Annotated in this window: 14 protein-coding genes; 2 read left to right on the top strand and 12 right to left on the bottom strand. The window is 66.9% G+C overall.

Going from position 1 to position 21,412, the window contains the following annotated elements; all coding sequences use genetic code 11:
• Positions 1 to 32: 32 nt before the first annotated feature.
• From ACLB90_RS19515 to ACLB90_RS19500, 4 genes are all read right to left on the bottom strand, one after another.
• Positions 33 to 1,562, bottom strand: a complete 1,530-nt coding sequence (locus tag ACLB90_RS19515) for a tryptophan halogenase family protein (protein WP_411851000.1) — start codon at positions 1,560 to 1,562, stop codon at positions 33 to 35.
• A 13-nt stretch (positions 1,563 to 1,575) separates the two neighbouring features.
• Positions 1,576 to 2,595: a cupin-like domain-containing protein gene (locus tag ACLB90_RS19510; RefSeq protein ID WP_411850999.1), complete on the bottom strand. Its 1,020-nt coding sequence runs from the start codon at positions 2,593 to 2,595 to the stop codon at positions 1,576 to 1,578.
• A 3-nt stretch (positions 2,596 to 2,598) separates the two neighbouring features.
• Positions 2,599 to 3,357, bottom strand: coding sequence for a SapC family protein (locus ACLB90_RS19505; RefSeq protein ID WP_411850998.1), 759 nt, complete (start codon positions 3,355 to 3,357; stop codon positions 2,599 to 2,601).
• A gap of 67 nt (positions 3,358 to 3,424) precedes the next feature.
• On the bottom strand, positions 3,425 to 6,556 hold the full coding sequence (locus tag ACLB90_RS19500; RefSeq protein ID WP_411850997.1) for a TonB-dependent receptor: 3,132 nt from the start codon (positions 6,554 to 6,556) through the stop codon (positions 3,425 to 3,427).
• A 323-nt stretch (positions 6,557 to 6,879) separates the two neighbouring features.
• Here ACLB90_RS19500 and ACLB90_RS19495 point away from each other — a divergent pair, with 323 nt between their 5' ends.
• Entirely contained in the window at positions 6,880 to 7,986 is a 1,107-nt protein-coding gene (locus tag ACLB90_RS19495; RefSeq protein ID WP_411850996.1) for a LacI family DNA-binding transcriptional regulator, read from the top strand.
• A 33-nt stretch (positions 7,987 to 8,019) separates the two neighbouring features.
• Here the strand turns inward: ACLB90_RS19495 and ACLB90_RS19490 are convergent, their stop codons facing one another.
• The 5 genes from ACLB90_RS19490 to fusA form a co-directional block, all read right to left on the bottom strand.
• On the bottom strand, positions 8,020 to 9,186 hold the full coding sequence (locus ACLB90_RS19490) for a serine hydrolase domain-containing protein (protein ID WP_411850995.1): 1,167 nt from the start codon (positions 9,184 to 9,186) through the stop codon (positions 8,020 to 8,022).
• 79 nt (positions 9,187 to 9,265) lie between these two features.
• Positions 9,266 to 9,646: a DUF1622 domain-containing protein gene (locus ACLB90_RS19485; RefSeq protein ID WP_411850994.1), complete on the bottom strand. Its 381-nt coding sequence runs from the start codon at positions 9,644 to 9,646 to the stop codon at positions 9,266 to 9,268.
• A gap of 80 nt (positions 9,647 to 9,726) precedes the next feature.
• Positions 9,727 to 12,033 carry an arylsulfatase gene (locus tag ACLB90_RS19480; protein ID WP_411850993.1) on the bottom strand — a complete coding sequence of 769 codons (2,307 nt, stop codon included), beginning with the start codon at positions 12,031 to 12,033 and terminating at the stop codon, positions 9,727 to 9,729.
• A gap of 144 nt (positions 12,034 to 12,177) precedes the next feature.
• Complete coding sequence (locus tag ACLB90_RS19475) at positions 12,178 to 13,098, bottom strand: M14 family metallocarboxypeptidase (protein ID WP_411850992.1); 921 nt, start codon at positions 13,096 to 13,098, stop codon at positions 12,178 to 12,180.
• A 154-nt stretch (positions 13,099 to 13,252) separates the two neighbouring features.
• Complete coding sequence (gene fusA, locus ACLB90_RS19470; protein ID WP_411850991.1) at positions 13,253 to 15,295, bottom strand: elongation factor G; 2,043 nt, start codon at positions 15,293 to 15,295, stop codon at positions 13,253 to 13,255.
• Positions 15,296 to 15,880: 585 nt separating this feature from the next.
• Here fusA and ACLB90_RS19465 point away from each other — a divergent pair.
• On the top strand, positions 15,881 to 18,079 hold the full coding sequence (locus tag ACLB90_RS19465) for a TonB-dependent siderophore receptor (RefSeq protein WP_411850990.1): 2,199 nt from the start codon (positions 15,881 to 15,883) through the stop codon (positions 18,077 to 18,079).
• Between the two features lie 456 nt (positions 18,080 to 18,535).
• Here ACLB90_RS19465 and ACLB90_RS19460 read toward each other — a convergent pair whose 3' ends face one another.
• Genes ACLB90_RS19460 through ACLB90_RS19450 form a run of 3 tightly spaced genes read right to left on the bottom strand, consistent with a single transcriptional unit; the run spans position 18,536 to position 21,386 of the window.
• Positions 18,536 to 19,306 (bottom strand): heme ABC transporter ATP-binding protein, encoded by a 771-nt coding sequence (locus ACLB90_RS19460; RefSeq protein ID WP_411850989.1) that lies wholly within the window; start codon positions 19,304 to 19,306, stop codon positions 18,536 to 18,538.
• Complete coding sequence (locus ACLB90_RS19455; protein WP_411850988.1) at positions 19,303 to 20,346, bottom strand: FecCD family ABC transporter permease; 1,044 nt, start codon at positions 20,344 to 20,346, stop codon at positions 19,303 to 19,305. The genes ACLB90_RS19460 and ACLB90_RS19455 overlap by 4 nt, the downstream gene beginning before the upstream one ends.
• Positions 20,343 to 21,386: a hemin ABC transporter substrate-binding protein gene (locus ACLB90_RS19450; RefSeq protein ID WP_411850987.1), complete on the bottom strand. Its 1,044-nt coding sequence runs from the start codon at positions 21,384 to 21,386 to the stop codon at positions 20,343 to 20,345. The genes ACLB90_RS19455 and ACLB90_RS19450 overlap by 4 nt, the downstream gene beginning before the upstream one ends.
• Positions 21,387 to 21,412: the final 26 nt, after the last annotated feature.

Here is a 21,412-nt window from a genome sequence, read left to right as displayed (position 1 = left end):
CTACCATTTCCAAACAACAGCAAGCCGCTGCGTTACGTCAGTGCCGACGCCCGTGGCCATACGTCCTGCGCGGCCTTGCAGTAGCGCTCGATGAAGGCGGCCTGCGACGGCATCGTCGCCACCGCCTGCTGCACCGGCTGGCGGATCCGCGCCAACAGCGTGCGCAGGTCCGCGTCATTGATGGCACGTGCCAGCGGGTGCGGCGGACCCGGCTGGATCCCCTGCCCCATCAGCACGCTGGTCCAGGAATCCACACGGAACAGCTCGCCGGGGTCCTGCCAGGCGTGTGCACGTTCGCGCCAGGCACGCAGCCGCATCGCGAGCGACTCGGGCAGCGGCATCTCGCGGCACGCCTTCCACATCGGCTCGTCGCGCTGATTGGCGTGGTAGTGCAGGATGATGAAATCCCGCACATGCTCCATCTCCTGGCGGCTGACGTCGTTGTACAGCGCCGTCAGCGCCGGGCTGATGCCGTCGAACGGGAACAACTGGACCAGGCGCACCACGGCACTGATGGTCAGGTGGATGCTGGTCGATTCCAGCGGCTCGATGAAGCCACTGGCAAGCCCAAGCGCCACCACGTTCCGGTTCCACGCCTTCAGCCGGCGCCCGCTACGGAACGGCACCAGCCAGGGATCCCGCAGGGGCCGGCCCTCCACGTCACGCAGCAGCTTGGCCTGCGCCTCGTCATCGGACATGTGGCGGCTGGAGAACACCAGCCCGCAGCCGACCCGGTGCTGAAGCGCGATATGCCACCGCCAGCCGGCCTCGTGTGCGATCGCGCGGGTGTACGGAACCGGCGGCGAGACCGACTCGGTCTGCACCGCCACCGCGCGATCACTGGGCAGCCACTCATGCCAGTCCTCGTAGCCGGTATGCAGGGTCTGTTCGGTCAACAGACCGCGGAAGCCGGTGCAGTCGATGAACAGGTCGCCCTCGATGACCTGCCCGTCCTCCAGCACCAGTGACGCAACGGAGCCGTCATCGGCATGTTGCCGCACTTCGCGGATCTTGCCCTCGACCCGCCGCAGGCCGTGCGCTTCGGCCCTGCGCCGAAGGAACTTCGCATAGAGGCCGGCGTCGAAGTGGTACGCATAGTTGAGCTGCGGCCGGGTGTCCAGCGAGAACTGGTCGCCAAGTGACGCGACACTCTCCAGGCAGAAATCGCCCAGCGCCGACGGCATGCTGCGGCGCAGGCTGTCCAGCCAGAAATGGTGGAACGGTGTTGCCCAGGTTCCCTGCCCGATCGTGCCGAACGGATGGATGAAACGATCCCCGGGCCGCCGCCAGTTCTCGAACGAGATCGAGAGCTTGAACGTGCCGGCAACGGCGCGCAGGAACTCCTGTTCATCGATCTGCAGAAAACGGTGGAAGGCGCGGATGGGTGGCACGGTCGACTCGCCGACGCCCACCGTACCGATCTGCTCGGACTCCACCAGGGTGATGTCCAGCTGATCGCGGAACTGGTGGGACAGCGCACACCCGGCCAGCCAACCCGCCGTACCACCACCGGCGATGACGACCCTGCGGATCCGTGCGTGTGTTGTGTTCGCAACGTTCAATGCGATGCTCCCATCAGCGGTTGAGTCGAGCCAGCAGCTGTGCGCGCGTGCGCCGCGCCTGCGTGTCGTCGAACGGGGCCAGCTCACCCCGCGCCGCCTCGGGCAGGTGCTGCCCCGCGCGGTCGCCCGGGCCGAATACGTAGTAATCGAAGATCGCCGACCAGGCCTGCTTCTCGCGTGCAGGCAGATCGCGCAGCGCCCACATCGCATGCTGGAGCGCCGGCAGCGGCGAGGACAGGAAACCCGGCGAGCTGCGCCACCAGTAATTCACCAGCACGTTGAACGGCTCCAGGCTGCGCACGTGGTGCCACCACATGCTCGGGATGAAGATCGCATCACCCGGCTCCAGCACAGCCGTCTGCGCGCTGGCGAGGGCATCACGGAAGCGCGGATGGCGCGCGAAATCCGGGCGCTCGAAATCCACCACGCTGATCACCTGGCCACCCGGCGTGGGGTCCAGCGGCCCGGGGTACAAGTTGTCGATCTGCTCCGGCGGAAAGAGCGTGAAGCGGCGCCGGCCCACGGCACAGCACGCGAGGTTGTCCGGCGTGTCGAAATGGCACGACGCCGTTACGCGGTTACCCATCCAGATGCTGGCCGACGCCTCGATGCCCTGCCCCGCCAGGCCGGCATCGTTGGCCAGTGCGAACCCGGGGAGCGCCCGCTCGATCAGCAGCGAGGCGACATAGTAAGTCGGCGGCCGGGGGTCCTCGAAGGTCGCGGCAATCCCGTCCAGTACCTGCGTCAGCAAGCCGCGCCGGACCTCCACGTTCAACTGCGTGAAGTCCTCGTTGTAGAACGGACGTCCGTCAATCTCCGGTCCGCCGAAGGAGTACGGGACCGGTACCCCCGCATCGAAACCGCGCAGATAGGCCAGCGCCTCCTGTGTGGAACGCAGCCCGGCCTGCACAAGTTCCCAGTCACGCGCGATGCCACGCAGCACCACCGGCTCGCCGGCGGCCACCAGTGCCGCCAGCGGGAGCGCATCGGGCGCAAGACCGTCGAGTACGCGCATGGCAACGCCGTCAGGCATGGCTCAGTTCCTGCCTGCCGCCGCGGCGGCACCCTGCATCCGCAGGCGCCGCTGTTTCTCGGCGATCAGGCGCCGCATGTTGTGCAGCGACGCCAGCATCAGATATGCGCCTTCCAGATAGCCGGCGCGGTTGAGCGCGGCGAGCGCGGAACCCTCCAGCTGCGCAAGGCGGTCACGGTCGATCGCATGCAGGCCGTTGACGCCCACCCGATGATCGGCGTCGATGGTCAAGTCAAGCGTGACCGGCTGGATGAGCCCGTACGTCTCGAGCATGGCAAACATGTGTGCGCCAACGGCATGGCCCTCGTGGATGCCGCGCAGCACACCTGCGATATGGTCCAGATAGGGGCTGTTGCCCCCCTGCGGCAGGAACACCGGCTCACCCTGCAGCGCACTCACCCGAGGGTGATCGAGGTCGACGTGCAGCACCGCCTCCTGCGCAGGCGCGCCATCGATGCGGGTCTCCTGGAAGCCGATGAGGAACGGCCCCTTGGCCGCCGCCCCCGGCAGATAGGCCGCATTCCAGCGCCCGTCGTGCAGGAACAGATTCTCGTGCTGCTCGAACCCCAGCAGCGCAACGGACTGCCAGTCACCCGTCGCCGGGTCCTTGCGGAGAAAAATGGGGTATTCCCGCTGCAGCTCGGCGAACTCGCTCGGGTAGGCCGGCACCATGCCCACCGCGTCACCGAACTCGGCGCCGAAACCGGTGGCCACGCGCAGATCCCGGTGGGCGACGTTGTTGAGCATTTCGTAACGCGGCATGGTGTTGTCCAATCCCATCAGGAGCCTGGAACAGGTGCCGCTGCGCAGGCAGCGGCACCCTCACGGTTCAGAACCTGTAACGCACGCCAAGCATGTAACGCGGACTCTGGTCGGCCAGCTTCACGATCATCTGCGACGTGCGCGAACGCCAGCGAACGTCCTCACCGGTCAGGTTGATCGCCTCCAGGCCGAACGACCAGTGATCATCCAGCTGGTAGTTCACGCTGAGATCCCACTGCTCGTACGCTTCCACGTAGTACGGATTCCGGCTTGCCCCCTGGTTGGCCAGGATCAGATACTGGTCACGCCAGTTCCACGCCAGGCGGACCGACCAGCCGTACTTCTCGTACATCAGCATCGCATTGGCCGTGTCGCTGAGTCCAGTCAGCGAGAACTGGTCGATGCCCGGATCGCCGCCGTTGTTGAACCCCACATCGCCATTGACGATGGTGTAGTTGGCGAGGACGCCAAACCCGGTGTCGCCGAAGAAGTACTGCCCCCCCAGCTCCCAGCCGTGCAGCTTGGATTTGTTCTGGTTGATGGGGCGGTTGACGTTGAACTGGTACAGCGGGTCGGCGGCCGTTCCGTACAGATCGTAGGCAGCTTCGGTGGCCAGCACCTGGGCGTCGGTGCCGTTGTAGGCACCCAGCCCGGCGGGGTTGTTGCGCAGCAGGGCCAGCGCAGTGAACAGCGAGGTGTCGTTGGCCGAGCAGGCTGCCGCATTTGCCGCCCCGACCTGCGCGATGCAGGCCCCACTGGTCAGGAACGCCAGCGCCGCCTGCGCATCCGGCCCGGAGCTCGGGTCGCGCAGGCCGTACAGATTTTCCTGCACGACGGTGTTGCCGACGAAGTTGTCGACCTGCTTGTTCCAGAACGTCACCGACACATAGCTGGCATCGGCGAAGTACCATTCCAGCGCCAGGTCCAGGTTGTCCGATTCCAGGGGCTTCAGGGCCGGGTTCTGCGCGGTGCCGCTGGCCCGCGAGGACGGGTCGATCAGCACCGAACCGAACGGCTGCTGCGCCGTCGGACCCGCGTACAGATTGCCGATCGGCGCGCGGGCGATGCTCTTGCCGAACGACACGCGGCCCTTCAGGTCGTCCAGCAGGTCGATGCTGAAGTCCAGGTTGGGCAGAACGTAGTTGTAGCTCGTCTTCTCGGTGAAGGGCTGCTGCTCATCGGACAACAGCACGCGGAAGTCGTTGTTGGACTGCCACTGGATGGCTTCCGGAATGGCGATGATCGAGGTCGACACCACGTCGGTGGTTTCATAGCGCACCCCCAGCCGCGTGTTGGTGCGCAGGCCGCCCAGATCGCCGTCCAGCTCGACCTGGAAATAGGCCGACCGGGTCTTCTCCTCGACCCGGTTGTCGGCCGCGAGCTGCGGACTGACTCCCAGGCTGGCGCCATAGTTGTCTGCCGCCCACTGCGCGATGCGGCCGGCATCGCCGCGCCAGGCAGTGAAACTGTTGGCACTGTAGTCCTTGAACAGCCCGACGATGTTGACCGGCTGCAGCAGGTCCATCAACCCGTTTGCGACGTCCCCGTCAACGTTGGCCACACCCCAGTCGCCCAGGGTGTTGTAGTTCTCCGCGGCCTGGATCCGGTGGGTGGTCTGCTTGCTGGAGTCCACGCCAAACTGGAAGCGGCCCTTGTCGAAGCTCCACTCGCCGTCGACGCGGCCCTGCTTGATCTCGCTGACCTGGGTCTGCGAATTGATGCGCAGCACCTGCGAGCCGATCTCGCCCGGCACGAAACCGGGGTTGACCACGCCGTTGGTCTTGGCGATGGCGTCGGCCGTGCTCGGGTACCAGACCTGGGTGCCCACCGGCAGGCCGTTGTTGAAGATCATTTCCTGCACCCAGGACCCACCGCAATGCGGCCCGGTGGTGCAGTTGTTGGTGCCGGCGATGCTGCTGAAGATGGAGCCGCCGCCGGTCAGCGGATCGTTCGGGCGGCTTTCGTTCTTCGAGTCGTGCGCATCGAAGCTGAGCTTGAAGCGGTCGGTGACATTCCACACCGCGTTCAGGCCCAGCGAACCCAGCTTGTACTTCTGCATGCTGCGCTGCTGCTCGAGGCCGAAGTCCTTGGTGCCCGCGATCTCACGGATGTAGATCGGCGTGGCAACCGCCCCGCTGGTGTCGAAGGTGACGTCGGTGTAGTTGCTGTTCTGCAGCCACATGCCCTGTTCGCCACGATTCTCGGTGATCTCGTTGGTCGAATAGGTGTAGTCCAGGGTCAGCGTCACCGCATCTGTCGGCGCGAACTGCAGCACGGCCTGGCCGTTGATGCGCTCACGCTCGAACTCGGAGAACGCATAGCGCAGGTCGTTGGGGCGCCCGTACAGCGCACCGATCGCCGGGGCGTTGACCACGGTCGGGTTGCCGGGCATCGTGCCGGTCCACGGCTGTATGTTCCAGTAGTTGTCGGTGGCCTGTACGGAGCCGCCCTTGCGCTTCTGGTAGCTCGCACTCACGCCGACACCGAGGGTCCTGTCGGGGTTGGTGTAGCTGAAGATGCCGGACAGTTCCGGGGTCAGGTCGTTGTCGAACGGCTGGCTCCTGTCGGAGACGACTTTGGCGCCGGCACTGGCGACCACGCCTTCATGGTCGAACGGTCGCGACGTCAGAATGTTGATGGTGGCGCCGATACCACCACTGGGCACGTTCGCCTGGCTGGTCTTGTAGACCTCGATGCCATTGATCGCTTCTGCGGCAAGCTGGGCGAAGTTGAACGCGCGGGTGCCGCCGTCGACACCGCCGATCGCGACCTGCCCTGCCGCACCGAAGGCGTCGGCACCGGGCATCTGGCGACCGTTGAGCGTCACCATGTTGAACTGCGGGCCAAAGCCGCGCGCCGTGACCTGGGCGCCCTCACCGTCACGGCGTTCGATGGAGATGCCGGTGATGCGTTGCAGGGACTCGGCCAGGTTGGTGTCGGGGAACTTGCCGATGTCCTCGGCACTGATCGCATCCACCACGCCGGCCGAGTCGCGCTTGATGTCCATCGCCTGGCTGAGGCTGTTGCGGATGCCGGTGACCTGCACGGCATCCAGCTGCGTCGGGCTTGGCTGTGCCTGCGACTGCGCGCTGGGCGCAGGCGTTGGCGTGTCCTGCGCGAATGCGGGATTGATGACCAGAACGCCGCCTACAAAGGTAAACATGGCCCTGGATGTGAACTTCGCCAGCGTCCGGCTCATGAACGAGCCCTCCGGCCTGGGGTACGACGGAAAGCAGCAGCGCTCATGACTCTCCCCTCTGACATACGATCGAATGGATGTACCGCCCCTCCTGGGGGCACGTACGGGCGATGCCCGTCTTCCACACCGAACATCGCAGTGCGCATTGCGCTCACTGCGACGCCAACTCGCTTGCAGGCTTGCCAGAACAGCCGCGTGGTAAAGGGGGGGTACCTGCTGGCCTTACTCCGGCCGAGTGGTAGCGCTACCATCACGTCACGGGCGCAGACTAATCATCCAGGGTTGCGCTTGTCATCATGCAGCGCAGCAAAGGAACCCATGCCGTGAAGAACAGCCAGAGAGCGGTCCGCCGCAAGGCAAGCGCGGTTACCATCGACGACGTTGCGGCGCACGCCGGGGTCTCTGCGATGACCGTGTCACGCGTGATCCACGGCCATGCCGGCGTGCGCGAAAGCAACCGCGAGCGCGTCATGCGCAGCGTGCGCGAACTGGACTACCGCCCCAACCTCGCGGCGAGCGCCCTGGCCGCGGCGCAACACACCTGCATCGCGCTGATCTATACCAATCCAAGCGCCAGCTACCTGCGCGAGCTCCTGGTGGGCGCGCTGCGCGGCTCCACCCGTGCCGCGGCGCAGCTGGTGATCGCCACGTGGGATGACCTCGGGGCCCAGGCACGCCGCCACGCAGCACGGCAGCTTTCCAGCAGCGTGGCCGGCGTGATCCTGCCGCCACCCCTATGTGAGTCCACGGCCATCGTCGACGAATTCCTTGCCGCGGGTGTCGCAGTGGTGTCCATCGCGTCCAGCCATTTCAGCGACAGGCTGTCCTGCGTGCGCATCGACGACCGCCAGGCAAGCCACGACGTGGTGTCGCACCTGATCGCCCACGGACATACCCGCATCGGCTACATCAAGGGCGACCCGAACCAGACCGCCAGTGCGCACCGCTGGCAGGGCTATCGGGATGCGCTGGCCGACGCCGGCATCGGCTACGACGACGCACTCGTCCAGCCCGGCTACTTCACGTACCGCTCCGGACTGGAGGCCGCCGAACGGCTGTTGAACGTGGACGCGCCGCCCAGTGCGATCTTCGCCAGCAACGATGACATGGCGTCGGCCGTGGTGTCGGTGGCGCATCGTCGCGGCCTGGTGGTGCCGGGCGACCTTTCGGTGGTGGGGTTCGACGACACCTCCGCGTCGACGATGGTGTGGCCGGAACTCACGACGGTGCATCAACCGGTGGCGGACATGGCCGACACCGCCATCGACATGCTGCTGCGCGAGATCCGCCATCCGGCCTCCCCGGCGCGCGGCACGGTAAACCATGTGCTTGCGCACCGGTTGATCACGCGCGCCTCCGTTTCGCACCCTCGTCAAGCGGCGGGGAGTTTGCCATCGCACGACCGTGACGCGTCACGCAGACGCCCGTGATGTTCGGCCTGCTGCACCAGGCCGCCGTACCCCTCAACGGGACAGGCCAGCGGCCTTTTCCCGTGCAGCGATCCACTCGACCAGCGTATCAATAGCCGCCTCCATCGCGCGCGCGGTCTGGTCGCCGCTCTGGTTGGTGATGACGAATATCCCAAGGTCGTACTTGGGCAGGATGTACACGTAGCACTGAGATCGCGGCACGCCGCCATGATGCGCAAAGTAACGGCCCTTCAAACGATCGCCGTCGACGATGTTCCAGAAGTAGCCGATGCTGAACTCGGGGTCCAACTGGACGAGCGCGCGATGCGATTCCGTGACGACAGGCCCACCGGCCAGCTGGAATCTGAGGTACTTCACCATATCCGGCAGCGTCGCCTTCACGTTTCCGGATGCGCCCCAGGGAAGTTGCGGCATCGGGCTCGTCGCCACGGGGTTGTCGCTGTGGTACCCGACCGCAAGCTGCCGCGCGTCGGCGTCGCCCAATCGGAGTCTGACGCCTGTCATTCCCGCCGAATCACGAAGAAATCCACGCAGGAGTGACTCGTAATCGCTCTTGTAGACGTGTTCCAGAATGTGCGCCGCCAGTTCCGTCCCGGCACTTGAGTACGCGTATTCCTTGCCGGGCCCACGGGGAATCTCGACGGTGTGCAGGTCATTGAAAAATTCAGCCTTTCCGTAGCGCGCGTAGATGGCATTGAGCTCGCCTGGCGTGCTGTGGTCGGTGAACGCGGCGAGCACCGTGTTCGCGCGCTCCGGCAACATGTTGGGCAGACCGCTCGTGTGCGACAGCAGATGGCGGATGCGGATGGGCTCGCCTTTGTACTGCAGGTTTGGATAGACCCCGTCGAGATACAGACGCACATCGTCGTCCAGCGCGACCTTGCGCTCCAGGACGGCCTTGGCCATCAACGTGCCGGCCAGCGTCTTGCTCAACGAGCCAATCTCATAAAGGGTGGCATCGGTTGGCGGGGCTGTCTTCCCTGCTTCCATGTTGCCGCGGTGCCGGATGTACTCCTTGCCCTGATACACGACGCCGATAGAGGTCGAATGAAGCAAGGGCTGCGCGATCAGCGTTGCGGCAACCTCATCCATCTCCGCCCCCAGGTCTTTCGCCGGGGCAGGCTTGCCCGCGCATCCCGCAACCAGGAGCGTGGCGCACACTGCCAGGAGGTTCAACCACGTCTTGTTTCGGGCGATCACGGGAGTCGCGTGCATGCGTCGGCGCTGGCTGGGCAATGTGGGAAGTGGGCGTACGATAGCCGACCGCCCTCATCCGCCGCTACGGCGGCGCCTCACGCGGCGCCTTGGGCCGGTTCCACGGCCAGAACCCTTCCACCTCCAGCACCACCGACCAGCTCAGGAACGTGCGGATGATGACCAGCAGGCCCAACGACAGGATCGCCCGCATGGTGCTGTCCAGCGCGACCGTTCGCACGATATCGGCGGCCACCAGAATCTCCAGGCCAAGCAGCAGCGCACGCCCCAACCGACGGCGATACTGCTCGTAGCTCTCGGCACGGTCCTTGTGCTGCGCGGCCAATGCAACCAGGTAGACCGCCGTGGACACCAGAATGGTGCCCAGGATCAGGGCGATGGCCAGCAGCTCGATGCCAAGCGCGGACCATTCGACCAGTTGGATCGCGGCTTCTTTGCTGAACATGCTCGCCTCATGGCCTGGATGAACGGATCAACCTACCCCGCTCCCGCTGCCAACGGGAGCGGGCGGTCATGCCGACGTCGCTAACCCGAGGGGGGAATGGCCAGTTCGCCCAGTTCTATCGTGACGTGATCGACACGCCCGGTGAACGCGAACGGCAGCGTGTAGGTGAAGTCGATCGGCGAGCCGACGTCGCAGCCGATGTCCAGCCCCTCGCCCAGCGAGAACTGGATCGGAATGGTGCGCTCCACCCTGCCCCCGGCCACCACGGCGCCATTGGCGCTGAGGGTGAACGTGCCGCCCTTGCCCATACCGCCGCCGTCGTACGTGAAGTCCACCGTCAGCGTGGTGGTGCCGGCGGGCAGCGGATCCTTCGCGGTGAACGTGGGCCGGTCGATGCTCAGGAAGTTGTAGACGAAGGTGGGCCTGCCGTCGCGCAGGTACAGGCCGTACCCACCCTCCAGGCCGCCGTGGGTAACGATCATGCCGTTGGCGTTCTCGGCCGGCACGTCGATCTGTGCGGTGATCGTCCATGATTTGTTGCACATCGGCGGCGATGCGGCATCCGGCAGGCCGGTAACGCCCGGGTAGTACGTCATCTTCCTGCGATGGCCGATCAGACTGGGGCGGCCCATCAGTTCGGCGTTCATGCGGATGGTGGCGCGCCAGTCGAGCGGCAGCACGCTGTACTTGGCCGCCTCCACCCACCACAGGTCCTGGAGCTCGCGGAGCTTGTCCGGGTGCGCGGCGGCCAGGTCGTTGGCCTGGGAGAAATCCTCGGCCACGTTGTACAGCTCCCACACGGCCTTGTCCGGATCCCATTCCTGCCGGTTGGGGTCCCAGGGAACAAAGGACGGCGCCGAGGCCATCCAGCCGTCGTTATAGAGCCCGCGGTTGCAGCCCAGCTCGAAGTACTGCGTCTTGCGCGGCCCGGGCGCGCCGGCATCATCGAATACATGCGCGAAGCTGGCGCCTTCAATGGGTTTCTGGGCGATGCCGTTGAGCATTGACGGCGCGGAAATGCCGCACAGGTCGTACAGCGTGGGCACCAGGTCGATGGTATGCAGGAAGGCATCGCGCAGCCCGCCCTTGTCCTTGATGCGTGCCGGCCAGGACATGATCAGCGGATTGCGGGTGCCGCCGAAGTGGCTGGCCACCTGCTTGGTCCACTGGAACGGCGTATTCATGGCGTGCGCCCACGCCGACGGGAAGTGATTGAAGTGCTTCGGCCCGCCCAGCTCGTCGATGGCCTTGATGTTGTCCTGCCACTTCTCCGAGAAGCCGTTGAAGAACAGGTTCTCGCACAGCGAGCCTTCCAGCCCTCCTTCGGCGCTGGAGCCGTTGTCGCCGGCGATGAAGACGATCAGGGTGTTGTCGGCATCGGGCAACGCGCGGCAGGCCTCGACCACGCGGCCCATCTCGTGGTCGCAATGCGCGCCGTAGGCGGCGAACACTTCCATCATGCGGGCGTACAGCCGCTTCTGCTCGTCGTTGAGCGTGTCCCATGCCGGCAGGCCCTTGGAGCGCTCGGTAAGCGCGGTGTCGGCCGGCACCACGCCCAGCGTTTTCTGGCGCGCGAGGGTCTTCTCGCGATAGGCATCCCAGCCTTCGTCGAACTGGCCCTTGAACTTCTCGATCCAGTCGACCGGGGTGTGATGGGGTGCGTGCGTGGCACCGGTCGCCACGTACAGGAAATAGGGACGGTCCGGGGCGATCGCCTTGGCGCGCCGCACCCAGTCGATGGCCTTGTCGGCCAGATCGGTGGTGAGGTGGTAATCCGGATCGGTGGACGCCGCGACCAGGTCGCGGTTCTGGTACAGGATGGGGTTCCAGTGATTCATGTCCCCGCCCATGAACCCGTAGAAGTAGTCGAAGCCCATGCCGTTGGGCCAGCGGTCGAAGGGACCGGCCGGACTGGTCTCCCAGGTGGGCGTGTTGTGGTTCTTGCCGATCCACGCGGTCATGTAGCCGTTCTGGCGCAGCACCTCACCGATGGTGCCGCAACTGCGCGGCAGGATGCAGGTGTAGCCGTCATAGCCGGTGGCCAGTTCGGTGATGCCCGCAAACGACGTGGAGTGATGGTTGCGCCCGGTGATCAGCGCCGCCCGCGTGGGGCTGCACAGGGCCGTGGTGTGGAACCGGTTGAAGCGCAGGCCCTCGGCGGCCAGTGTGTCCATCGTCGGCGACGGCACGGCGCCGCCGAAGGTGCTGAATTGGCCGAACCCGGCGTCATCGATCAGGATCAACAGGATGTTCGGCGCACCTTCGGGGGCCGTCACCGGCTGCGGAAACTGCGCGGGGTCCGAATCCAGATAGGTGCGCCCCACCTCGCCGGGGAAATGGAAGTCCGGGCGGGGCAGAACATCGGGGGTGCGGGCAGGCGTGGACATACCGGTCTCCAGAGGGGCGCCAGGACGTAGGCGCTGGCGTCCAGCCCACCGTAACGGTCCCTCCCCTGCCCCACTACCGTAGTTCCACCTGCCCCCGCTCGGTAAAACTGCGGGGGCCGCTGCTGCTGCCGCTCGCGGCCTGCGTCAGCGCTGTGCCAGCGCAAAATCCAGGGCCGCGCACACTGCGGCCACCTGCGCGTCGTTGCACTGCGCCGGGGTGGTCAACGGGCTGTCCGGGTAGACCTCGGTGGTGGTGGCAAAGCGCGCATCGGTGAAGCCGGCGCAGGCGCCGATCGACCGCGAGGGACCCCACACCACGCCGGGGGATTGCAGCGGCATGCCGACCAGATTGCCATTGGCATCGGCCTGGGCGATATGGGTGATCTTTTCCACCGCTGCGATCAGCGCCCGCTGGAACGCCGGCTCGGGGTTCTCGCTGTTGCCGATCACGTAGAACCCGTCAGGAATGGTCTCCGGCACCAACACCTTGCCATCGCGCGAGGCCAGTGCCGGGTCGAACTCGTTGGCGTCGCTGTCGGTGGTTTCGTGCAGATCCACGTGGACCAGCAGGGTGTCGCCACGCGCGGCGATCCAGCGCATCAGCGCACCGGCTTCCTCGGCGGTGTCGCCGGGGCGGAAGGCGCGGTTGGTGTCCAGTGCATCCGGGTTCCAGCGCTGGATGCGCTCATAGCCCCACGGGCTGACGCACGGCGCCACCAGCAGGTTGATGCGCCCGGCATAGTCGGCCGCCTTCTGTTCCAGGAACAGCAGCGCGCCATGCACGCCGCTGGTCTCATAGCCATGCACGCCCCCGGTGATCAGCGCCGACGGCAGGGCCGGGTCCCAGTCGCTGCTGACGGCAGCAAACAACGGGTAATGATCCGGCGGGTAGTCCAGCTGCCCGTACTGGACGATCTCGACCCGGTCACCGATACGTTCCAGAGCCGCCACCACATCGTCGTGATAGCTGCGCTGGGGCTGCTGGCGCGCACGCCAGGCGGCACGCTCGGCGTCGCCCCACGGCTGGCCGGGGGTCCCGATCGGATAGAAATGCGCGCTGCTCATCGAAGACTCCAGGACGTTGGACGGGCATTGTATCCGCGCGCCCCGATCCGGGGCGTGGTCCTGCCCGACACCGCCCGACGCGGCAAAGGCGGGCCGCCTGCAAAAAAAGGAGGCCGGTTGCCCGGCCTCCTCTCCTGTACGACGCGATGTCGACCTACGCGACCTGCACTTCCTCGTAGCCATTGAAGCGCATGTCGCTGGAAGCGCGCCCCTGGGTCAGCGAGCGCAGGGCCGTGGTGTAGCCGGACAGCTTGGCCAGCGGCGCATAGCCCAGCACCTCGACCTGGGCGCCGTGATCCTCGATCGACGCCACCCGCCCGCTGCGGCGGTTGAGGTCGCCCACCACGTCGCCGACGTTGGCCGACGGGGCGTGGATGGCCACCTCCATCACCGGTTCCAGCAGGCGCGTGCCCGCCTTCACCAGTGCCGCTTTGATCGCCTCGCTGCCGGCACGATGGAACGCCATTTCCGAGGAGTCCTTGGCATGGGTCTGGCCGTCGGTGAGGGTCACATCGAGCCCAACCACCGGATGGCCACGCGGACCCTCCTCGAGCGCCGCACGGATGCCCTTCTCCACGGCCGTCACGAACGCCTTCGGGATCACGCCGCCGACCGTGCGGTCGATGAAACGGATCTCGCCGCCGTCGGTGGGCGCCACGTCGATCAGCACCCGGGCGAACTGGCCCTGGCCACCGGTCTGCTTGGCGACCTTGCCTTCCACGGCCAGCACCGCCTGTGCCGGGGTCTCCTGGTACGCCACGCGTGGCGCGCCGGTTCGCACCGGCACATTCCACTCGCTGCGCAGCCGTTCGACCATCACCTCCAGGTGCAGCTCGCCCATGCCCCAGATCAGGGTTTCCCCGGTCACCGCATCGGTGGAGACGCGGAACGAAGGGTCCTCCTGGGCCAGGCTCGCCAGGCCCTGGCTCATCCGGATCAGATCGGCTGCCTTGTCCGCGTTCAACCGCCATGCCAGCACCGCGTGCTGGGCCTGGATGGCATCGAGCAGCAACGGCGCGGACGGGGCGCTGAGCGTTTCACCGCTCACCGCATCCTTCCAGCCGATCACCGCCACGATGTCGCCCGCCACGGCCTCCTTGATGTCGTGGGTCTGGTCGGCCTGCACGCGCACCAGCCGGCTGATCCGCCGCCCCTGCGCATGCTGCGAACTGGCTACGGTATCGCCCACCTTCACGGTGCCCGAGTACAGCCGGATGAAGCTCAACGCACCGTGGTTCTGGTGGGTGATCTTGAACAGCAGCGCCGCCAACGGGCCGTTCGGGTCCGGCGGCAACAGCACCTCGCTATCGCCGCGCAGTGCCACGACCGGCGGGCGATCCAACGGCGACGGCAGGAAGTCGACGACCGCATCCAGCAGTGTGTCGATGCCCTTGCTCTTGAATGCCGCACCGGCCAGCACCGGCACGCCGGCACCGGCCAGGGTGGCCCGGCGCAACGCCGCACGCAGCTGCACATCGTCAACCTCGCGCCCTTCCAGCCAGGCTTCACCAAGCGCGTCGTCGTGGTCGGCCACCGCTTCGATCAACTGCAGCCGGCGCGGCAGCCATTGCGCGGCCTGTTCGGCATTCCAGGCGGTGCGCACGGGCGTACCGGTGTCGTCCCATTCGACCGTCTCGCGGGCGATGAAGTCCACCCAGCCGTGGAACTGGCCTTCCACGCCAAGCGGCCAGCCAATCGCCCACGGACGTGCCTGCAGCTTGTCCTGCAGCTGCGCCAGCACGCGCTCGAAGGAGGCGCCGATGCGGTCCATCTTGTTGACGAACGCAATCAGCGGCACACCGTGACGGCGCGCCTGGTGCCACACGGTCTCGGACTGCGGCTGCACGCCATCCACGGCGGAGAACACGGCCACGGCACCGTCAAGCACACGCAGCGAACGCTCCACTTCGATCGCGAAATCGATATGGCCGGGTGTGTCGATCAGGGTCAGGCGATGGTCGCCCTCGCCGCGTGGCGACCAGTGCGCCTGCACGGCGGCCGCGCCGATGGTGATGCCGCGCTCGCGCTCGATCGCCGAGAAGTCGGTGGTGGCGGCGCCATCATGGACCTCGCCAACGCGGCGGATCTCGCCGGTTTTCCACAGCAGGCGTTCGGTGAGCGTGGTTTTGCCGGCGTCGATGTGGGCAATGATGCCCAGGTTGCGCCAATGGGAGAGGGAATGGGTTGTGGTGTTCATGGTCTGTGCTCTCGTCGCCAACATCGGGAAGCCGCACGCCGCCGTTGGCTAACGGGCGTGCGGCCAGGTTTGGGGATCGGCGATCTGGTGCATGGCACGTTCTCCTTTGAATCGGTTGGTTGGATCGGGTGGTAGTGCGGAAACGAAAAGAGCGCCCGGTGGGCGCTCTGTCTGGGGTCTTCAGGTGACCGGAAACCGGTCAGCCGCCTGATGAGCCGCAGGGCAGACGCGCCCGTCCCGCGCTTTCGCGGGTCTGGGTAAAAAACGTCAGGAGCGGCATCGAGTTCATGGCGGCGTGTTCAGGGTGTGGGCGCATTGTAGGCCTCTCTTTGCGAGGCGCAAGTGAGTTTTACCGCGATGCGCAGAACAATGAGTGCGAATAACGGCGCATGTCGATGCATATGGAACAAACAGCCCCATGCCCGCTCCGCATGTGCGAATGGGTCGCAATTGCATATGTTTCCCAACCTTCTAAAATGGCAGGGCAACCGCGCCATCTGGTGACGGTATCGACGCTGGTGGCGGCCGCAGGCCGTGTGCGTATGGCCAGCGCCTGCGCCCCCTTCCGTGTCCCGAGTTCCGTCCATGTCCCACACCTCCGTCCCGTCCCGCAGGCTGCGCCCCGACCTGCTTGCCCTCGCCTGCCTGCTCGCCTGCCTGCCCGCCACGGCGGCGCTGGCGCAGACCGCCACCGATCTCGACGCCGTGCGCGTCAATGCGTACCGCGCGGCGAACAGCACCAGCGGCGCCACCAAGACCAGCACCTCCATCGCCGAGACGCCGCAGTCGGTGTCGGTGATCGAGCGCGCCGAACTGGATGCGCGTGGCGTGCAGTCGCTCAACGATGCGATGCGTTATGTGGCCGGTGTCAGCCTGGAAAGCAGCGGTATCGACAACCGCGTGGATGACTTCCGCATCCGTGGCTTCGACGCCGGCAGCTGGGCCAACAACGTCACCCTCGACGGCATGCGCGCGCCGCAGGGCAGCCAGTGGAACCGCAGCATGTTCGACAGCTGGAACCTGGAGCGCGTGGAAGTGCTCAAGGGCCCGTCGGCCGTGATGTACGGCCAGGTGGCTCCGGGCGGCATGGTCAACCAGGTCAGCAAGACGCCCACCCCCGACCAGACGCAGCAGCTGCGCCTTGGGCTGGATGCCAACGGCCAATACAGCGCCGCGTTCGACGTGGGCACCGGCAGCGCGGACAACGATCATCTGGTGCGCCTGGTCGGCCTGTACCGCGATGGCGATACCCAGATCAAACACACCGCGCAGGAGCACTGGTTCCTGGCACCCAGCTACACCTGGCAGATCGCCGAGCGCACGCGCCTGACCCTGCTCGGCCTGTACCAGAAGGACGACGGTGGCTCGACCTACCAGTTCCTGCCGATGGCCGGCACGCTCAATGCCACGCCCTACGGGCACATGAAGAACAGCACCTTCATTGGCGAGCCCGACTGGAACACCTTCAATCGCACGCTGTGGACGGCCGGCTGGATGTTCGAGCACCAGTTCAACGACCACCTCACGCTGACCCAGAGCGCCCGCCGCACGCATGTCGATTCGCTGTATCGCGGCGTGGTCACGTTCGGCGCGCTCAATGCCGATGGCCGCACGCAGAATCGCCGTGGCGTCCAGGGCACCGGCGATTCCGATGGCGACACCTTCGATACCCGCCTGCAGGCCCGCTTTGCCACCGGCGCGGTGGACCACACCGTGCTGCTCGGCTGGGACTGGCAGCGGGCCGATTGGGAAGGCGTGCGGACCGCGATGAGCAGCCCGCGGCCGATCGACATCTTCAACCCGGTGTATTCCCCCTACGCGCCGACCGCCACCACCGAAACGCCGACCGAAGGCGTCAACCGCCAGAGCGGCGTGTACCTGCAGGACCAGATGGCGCTGGGCAACTGGCGCCTCACGCTGGGCGGCCGCTACGACTGGACCAAGGACGACTCCACCAGCGCCAACCGCAACATCGCTACCGGCATTTCCCAGCCGGGCGGACGCAACGTGATCAAAAGCGAAGCGTTCACCGGCCGCGCAGGGGTGCTGTATGTGTTCGAGAACGGCCTGACGCCGTACGTCAGTTATGCCGAGTCCTTCCAGCCCTCGACCAAGTCGCCGCTGGACAGCTTCACGCATACCGCGTTCGAGCCGGTGACCGGTTCGCAGTGGGAAGCGGGGGTGAAGTACCAGCCGGCAACCGTCGATGGCCTGGTCACGCTGTCGGTGTATGACCTGCGGCAGCAGAACATGATCGTCGACGATCCAATTGCCAGCCATCGCAACTGCGGCGCCACCGGCACCGCGACCTGCTCCATCCAGGGCGATGAGGGGCGCGTGCGCGGCATCGAGCTGGAAGGCCGCATCACCCCGTTCGACGGCTTCAGCCTGATCGGCGCGGCATCGCGCATGGATTCGGAGATGACCCGTTCAGCGCCATACCGGGGCAAGCAGCTGGCGATGGTGCCGGACTACACCGCATCGTTCTGGGCCGACTACACCTTCCAGGGCGGCGCGCTGGCCGGGCTGAGTCTGGCGGCCGGGGCGCGGTACAACGGGACCAGCTACGGCGACAGCGCCAACCTGTACCGGATTCCGTCGTACACCCTGTTCGATGCGGCGATCCGTTACGACCTGGGCCAGCTCGGCAGCACCCGCGTGCAGTTGGCGCTGAATGCGAGCAACCTGGCCGACAAGCGCTTTGTCTCCACCTGCACCGGCGTGTCCTCGTGCTATTACGGCAGCGGCCGCAGCGTGATGGCCACAGCGACATTCGGTTGGTAACCCCCGCGCTCCGGGTAGAGCCGACCGTTGGTCGGCTGCATTGGACGGTGATGGCGCGTCACATTGGTAGAGCCGACCTCTGGTCGGCTGCCTTGGATGGTGATGGTGTATCGGCGACCGCAGCCGGGCAGAGCCCGGCTCTACGGGAATGCCGAGCCGACCGTTGGTCGGCTGCATTGGACGGTGATGGTGCGTCACATTGGTAGAGCCGACCTCTGGTCGGCTGCCTTGGATGGTGATGGTGTATCAGTGGCCGCAGCCGGGCAGAGCCCGGCTCTACGGGAATGCCGAGCCGACCGTTGGTCGGCTGCATTGGACGGTGATGGTGCGTCACATTGGTAGAGCCGACCTCTGGTCGGCTGCCTTGGATGGTGATGGTGTATCAGTGGCCGCAGCCGGGCAGAGCCCGGCTCTACGGGAATGCCGAGCCGACCGTTGGTCGGCTGCTCTGCGCGGTTACGCGGGGTCGGCCACTACGACCAGGGGCACGCCACGCTGCGGGTGCTGCAGCACGATGACCGGCTGCTGGTAGACGCGGCCCAGCATGTCTTCGGTCAGCACCTCGGCCGGCGTGCCATCGGCCGCCACCCTGCCCTGCTCCAGCAGCACGATGCGGTCGGCATGGCCGGCTGCCAGGTTGAGGTCGTGCAGTACCACGATCACGCACGCACCCGCATCGGCCAGGGCGCGCACGCTGCGCAGCGTGCGCTCCTGATGGCGCAGATCCAGTGCGGCAGTGGGCTCGTCCAGCAGCAGCAACGGGGTCTGCTGGGCCAGGACGCGCGCAAAGGTGGTGCGCGCCGATTCGCCGCCGGACAACTGCTGCACCTCGCGCTGACGCAGCGCCTGCAGTTCCGCCGCGTCGATCGCCTGCTCCACCTGCGCATCGTCCACGACCGGATCCGGCGGATGCGGCAGACGCCCCATCGCCACCACTTCCTCGACGCTGAAGGCGAAGCGCACGCCATGTTCCTGCGGCATCACGGCACGCTCGCGGGCCAGTGCGCCAGCGGTGTAGGTGGCCAGGGGCTGCCCCTGCAGCAGCACCTCGCCAACGTCGGGACGCAGATCGCCCGCCACCACCGCCAGCAGCGTGGACTTGCCTGCCCCGTTCGGCCCCACCAGTGCGGTCACCGTGCCCGGCACGAATTCCAGCGCGATGCCATGCAGGATCTCGCGCTGCTGGCGACGCACGATCACCCCGCGCAGCTGAAGCAACGCGCTCATGGCGTGTCCTTGCGGCGCTGCTGCAGCACCAGCCACAGGAAGAACGGTGCGCCCAGCGCCGCCGAGAACAGACCAAGCGGAATCTCCGCCGGCGGGTCGAGCGTGCGCGCGGCGGTATCGGCGATCACGATCAGCACCGCGCCCAGGATGCCGGACACCGGCAGCAACCAGCGATGCCCGGGACCGACCAGCATCCGCGCCACATGCGGCACCACCAGCCCAACGAAACTCACCGACCCGGCGAAGGCCACCGCAGCGCCCACGAGTAGCGCGCTGAAGGCCACCAGACGTCGCCGCGTACGCGCCACATCCAGGCCCAGGTGCTGCGCCTGGCGCTCGCCCAGCGCCAGCATGTCCAACGGCGTGGACAGGCGCTGCAGCGCCAGTGCGCCGACCGCGAAGAACGGCACCACCGCCACCACATCGGCCCAGCTCGCGCGCGCCAGCGACCCCATCTGCCAGAACACCAGCGACTGCAGCTCGCTTTCACTGGCGATATAGGTGAGGAAGCCGATCAGCGCCGAGCAGAACGCCGCCATTGCGATGCCCACCAGCAACAACGTGGCATTGCCACTGCCCTTGCCCGGCCGCGCCAACGCGTAGGTCAGGCCGATGGCCAGTGCGCCGCCAACGAATGCCGCCACCGGCACGATCCACCCGGCCGCTCCGGCCGCGCCCAGCACGATGGCAGCCACCGCACCCAGCGCCGCCCCCTGGCTGACGCCGACGATGCCCGGATCGGCCAGCGGGTTGCCAAACAGACCCTGCAGACTGGCACCGGCCATCGCCAGCGCCGCGCCGACCATCGCGCCCAGCAACGCGCGCGGAATGCGCAGCTGCCAGACCACCGCAAGGTCGCGGGCGCTGACCGAGTCCGGGGCCAGCAGCCCCAGCTTCACCCCAAGCGCCTGCACCACCTCCAGCGGTGGCAGGCGCAGCGGCCCGACCGCGAACGACGCGAGCACCGCCAGCAGCAGCGCCCCCGCAGCCAGCAGCAGCATGCCGCGGCCCCGGCGACGGCGGCGGTCGGCAGGACTCATGCCGGCGGCAGCGCCGCCAGCGCCTTGGCCAGCGCAAGCGCGCCCACGCCGGACCCGACGCTGGCGTACTTGAGCTGGACGTCGGGCATGACCCAGACGCGGTTGGCCTGCCCGGCCGGGGTCTGCTTGAGGGTGGGATAGGCCTTCCACAGCCCGTCGGCCCCGCCGAACAGCGCCAGATCGTGCTCGGTCACCAGGATCACCTCCGGTGCCGCCGCGACCACGCCTTCGTTGCTCAATGCCGAGTAGTTCGCCACACCCGCTTCGGTGCCGATGTTGACGCCGCCGGCCACTGCGATCAGCTTCGCCGACGCGCTGTCCGCACCGGCCACGGTCGGCGCGCCGCCGGCACCGGTGGCCGAGACATGGATCACCCGCGCTGCACGCCCGCTGGCCTTGCCGATGGCGGCAGCCTCGTCCAGCTGCTGCTGCACCTGGCCAGCCAGCTGCACGCCCGCGTCGGCCAGGCCGACGGCGGCGGCGATCTTGCGCACCTTGTCCGGTGCCGGCTGCAGGTCGTCAACCACCACCGCCGGTTCGCCAACGGCACGCAGCTTCTGCGCCAGTTCCGTATGGCGGCGCAGGCTGTTGCCCAGGAACAGCGAGCCCTGCAGGCTCAGCACGCCCTCCACACCCGTGGTGCGATTGAACAGGAACTGATGCGGGGCGGCACGGCCGCTGGCCGTGGTGGTGTTCTTCGGCGCAGCGAACACCTGCTTGCCGAGTCCCAGCGCATCCAACACCGCGATCACGTCATCGCCACCCACAATGATCCGACTTGTGTCATCAACCTCGACCTCTGCACCATCGTCGGACTGCACCTTGGCCGGCAACACGGCGACCTGCCCAACCAGGGCCGGCAGCGCACCGCCATCCACACGCGCCCAGCCCGCCGGCAAGGCGGTGGCATCGGCGGCGGCCTGCGGCGCAGCCGCGTCACTCCCGGCCGCCGGCGGCGGTGTCGTTCCACCACAGGCCGTCAACGCGACCGCCATCGCCATCGCAAGCGGCAGCAGCCGCACGGAAACCATCGTTTTCATCATTGCTCCTTCGGCAGGGCGACCGG

The organism is Stenotrophomonas sp. LGBM10, from assembly GCF_046736075.1.
Taxonomy (GTDB): Bacteria; Pseudomonadota; Gammaproteobacteria; order Xanthomonadales; family Xanthomonadaceae; genus Stenotrophomonas.
Note: the sequence above shows the minus strand (reverse complement) of the source record. Positions and strands in the feature narration are given on the sequence as shown.

Coding starts and splice junctions, on each gene's coding strand:
- ACLB90_RS19480 (WP_411850993.1), bottom strand. CDS start 12,033: ATGTCCACGCCTGCCCGCACCCCCGATGTTCTGCCCCGCCCGGACTTC.
- ACLB90_RS19450 (WP_411850987.1), bottom strand. CDS start 21,386: ATGAAAACGATGGTTTCCGTGCGGCTGCTGCCGCTTGCGATGGCGATG.
- ACLB90_RS19500 (WP_411850997.1), bottom strand. CDS start 6,556: ATGAGCCGGACGCTGGCGAAGTTCACATCCAGGGCCATGTTTACCTTT.
- ACLB90_RS19510 (WP_411850999.1), bottom strand. CDS start 2,595: ATGCCTGACGGCGTTGCCATGCGCGTACTCGACGGTCTTGCGCCCGAT.
- ACLB90_RS19505 (WP_411850998.1), bottom strand. CDS start 3,357: ATGCCGCGTTACGAAATGCTCAACAACGTCGCCCACCGGGATCTGCGC.
- ACLB90_RS19485 (WP_411850994.1), bottom strand. CDS start 9,646: ATGTTCAGCAAAGAAGCCGCGATCCAACTGGTCGAATGGTCCGCGCTT.
- ACLB90_RS19475 (WP_411850992.1), bottom strand. CDS start 13,098: ATGAGCAGCGCGCATTTCTATCCGATCGGGACCCCCGGCCAGCCGTGG.
- ACLB90_RS19460 (WP_411850989.1), bottom strand. CDS start 19,306: ATGAGCGCGTTGCTTCAGCTGCGCGGGGTGATCGTGCGTCGCCAGCAG.
- ACLB90_RS19465 (WP_411850990.1), top strand. CDS start 15,881: ATGTCCCACACCTCCGTCCCGTCCCGCAGGCTGCGCCCCGACCTGCTT.
- fusA (WP_411850991.1), bottom strand. CDS start 15,295: ATGAACACCACAACCCATTCCCTCTCCCATTGGCGCAACCTGGGCATC.
- ACLB90_RS19455 (WP_411850988.1), bottom strand. CDS start 20,346: ATGAGTCCTGCCGACCGCCGCCGTCGCCGGGGCCGCGGCATGCTGCTG.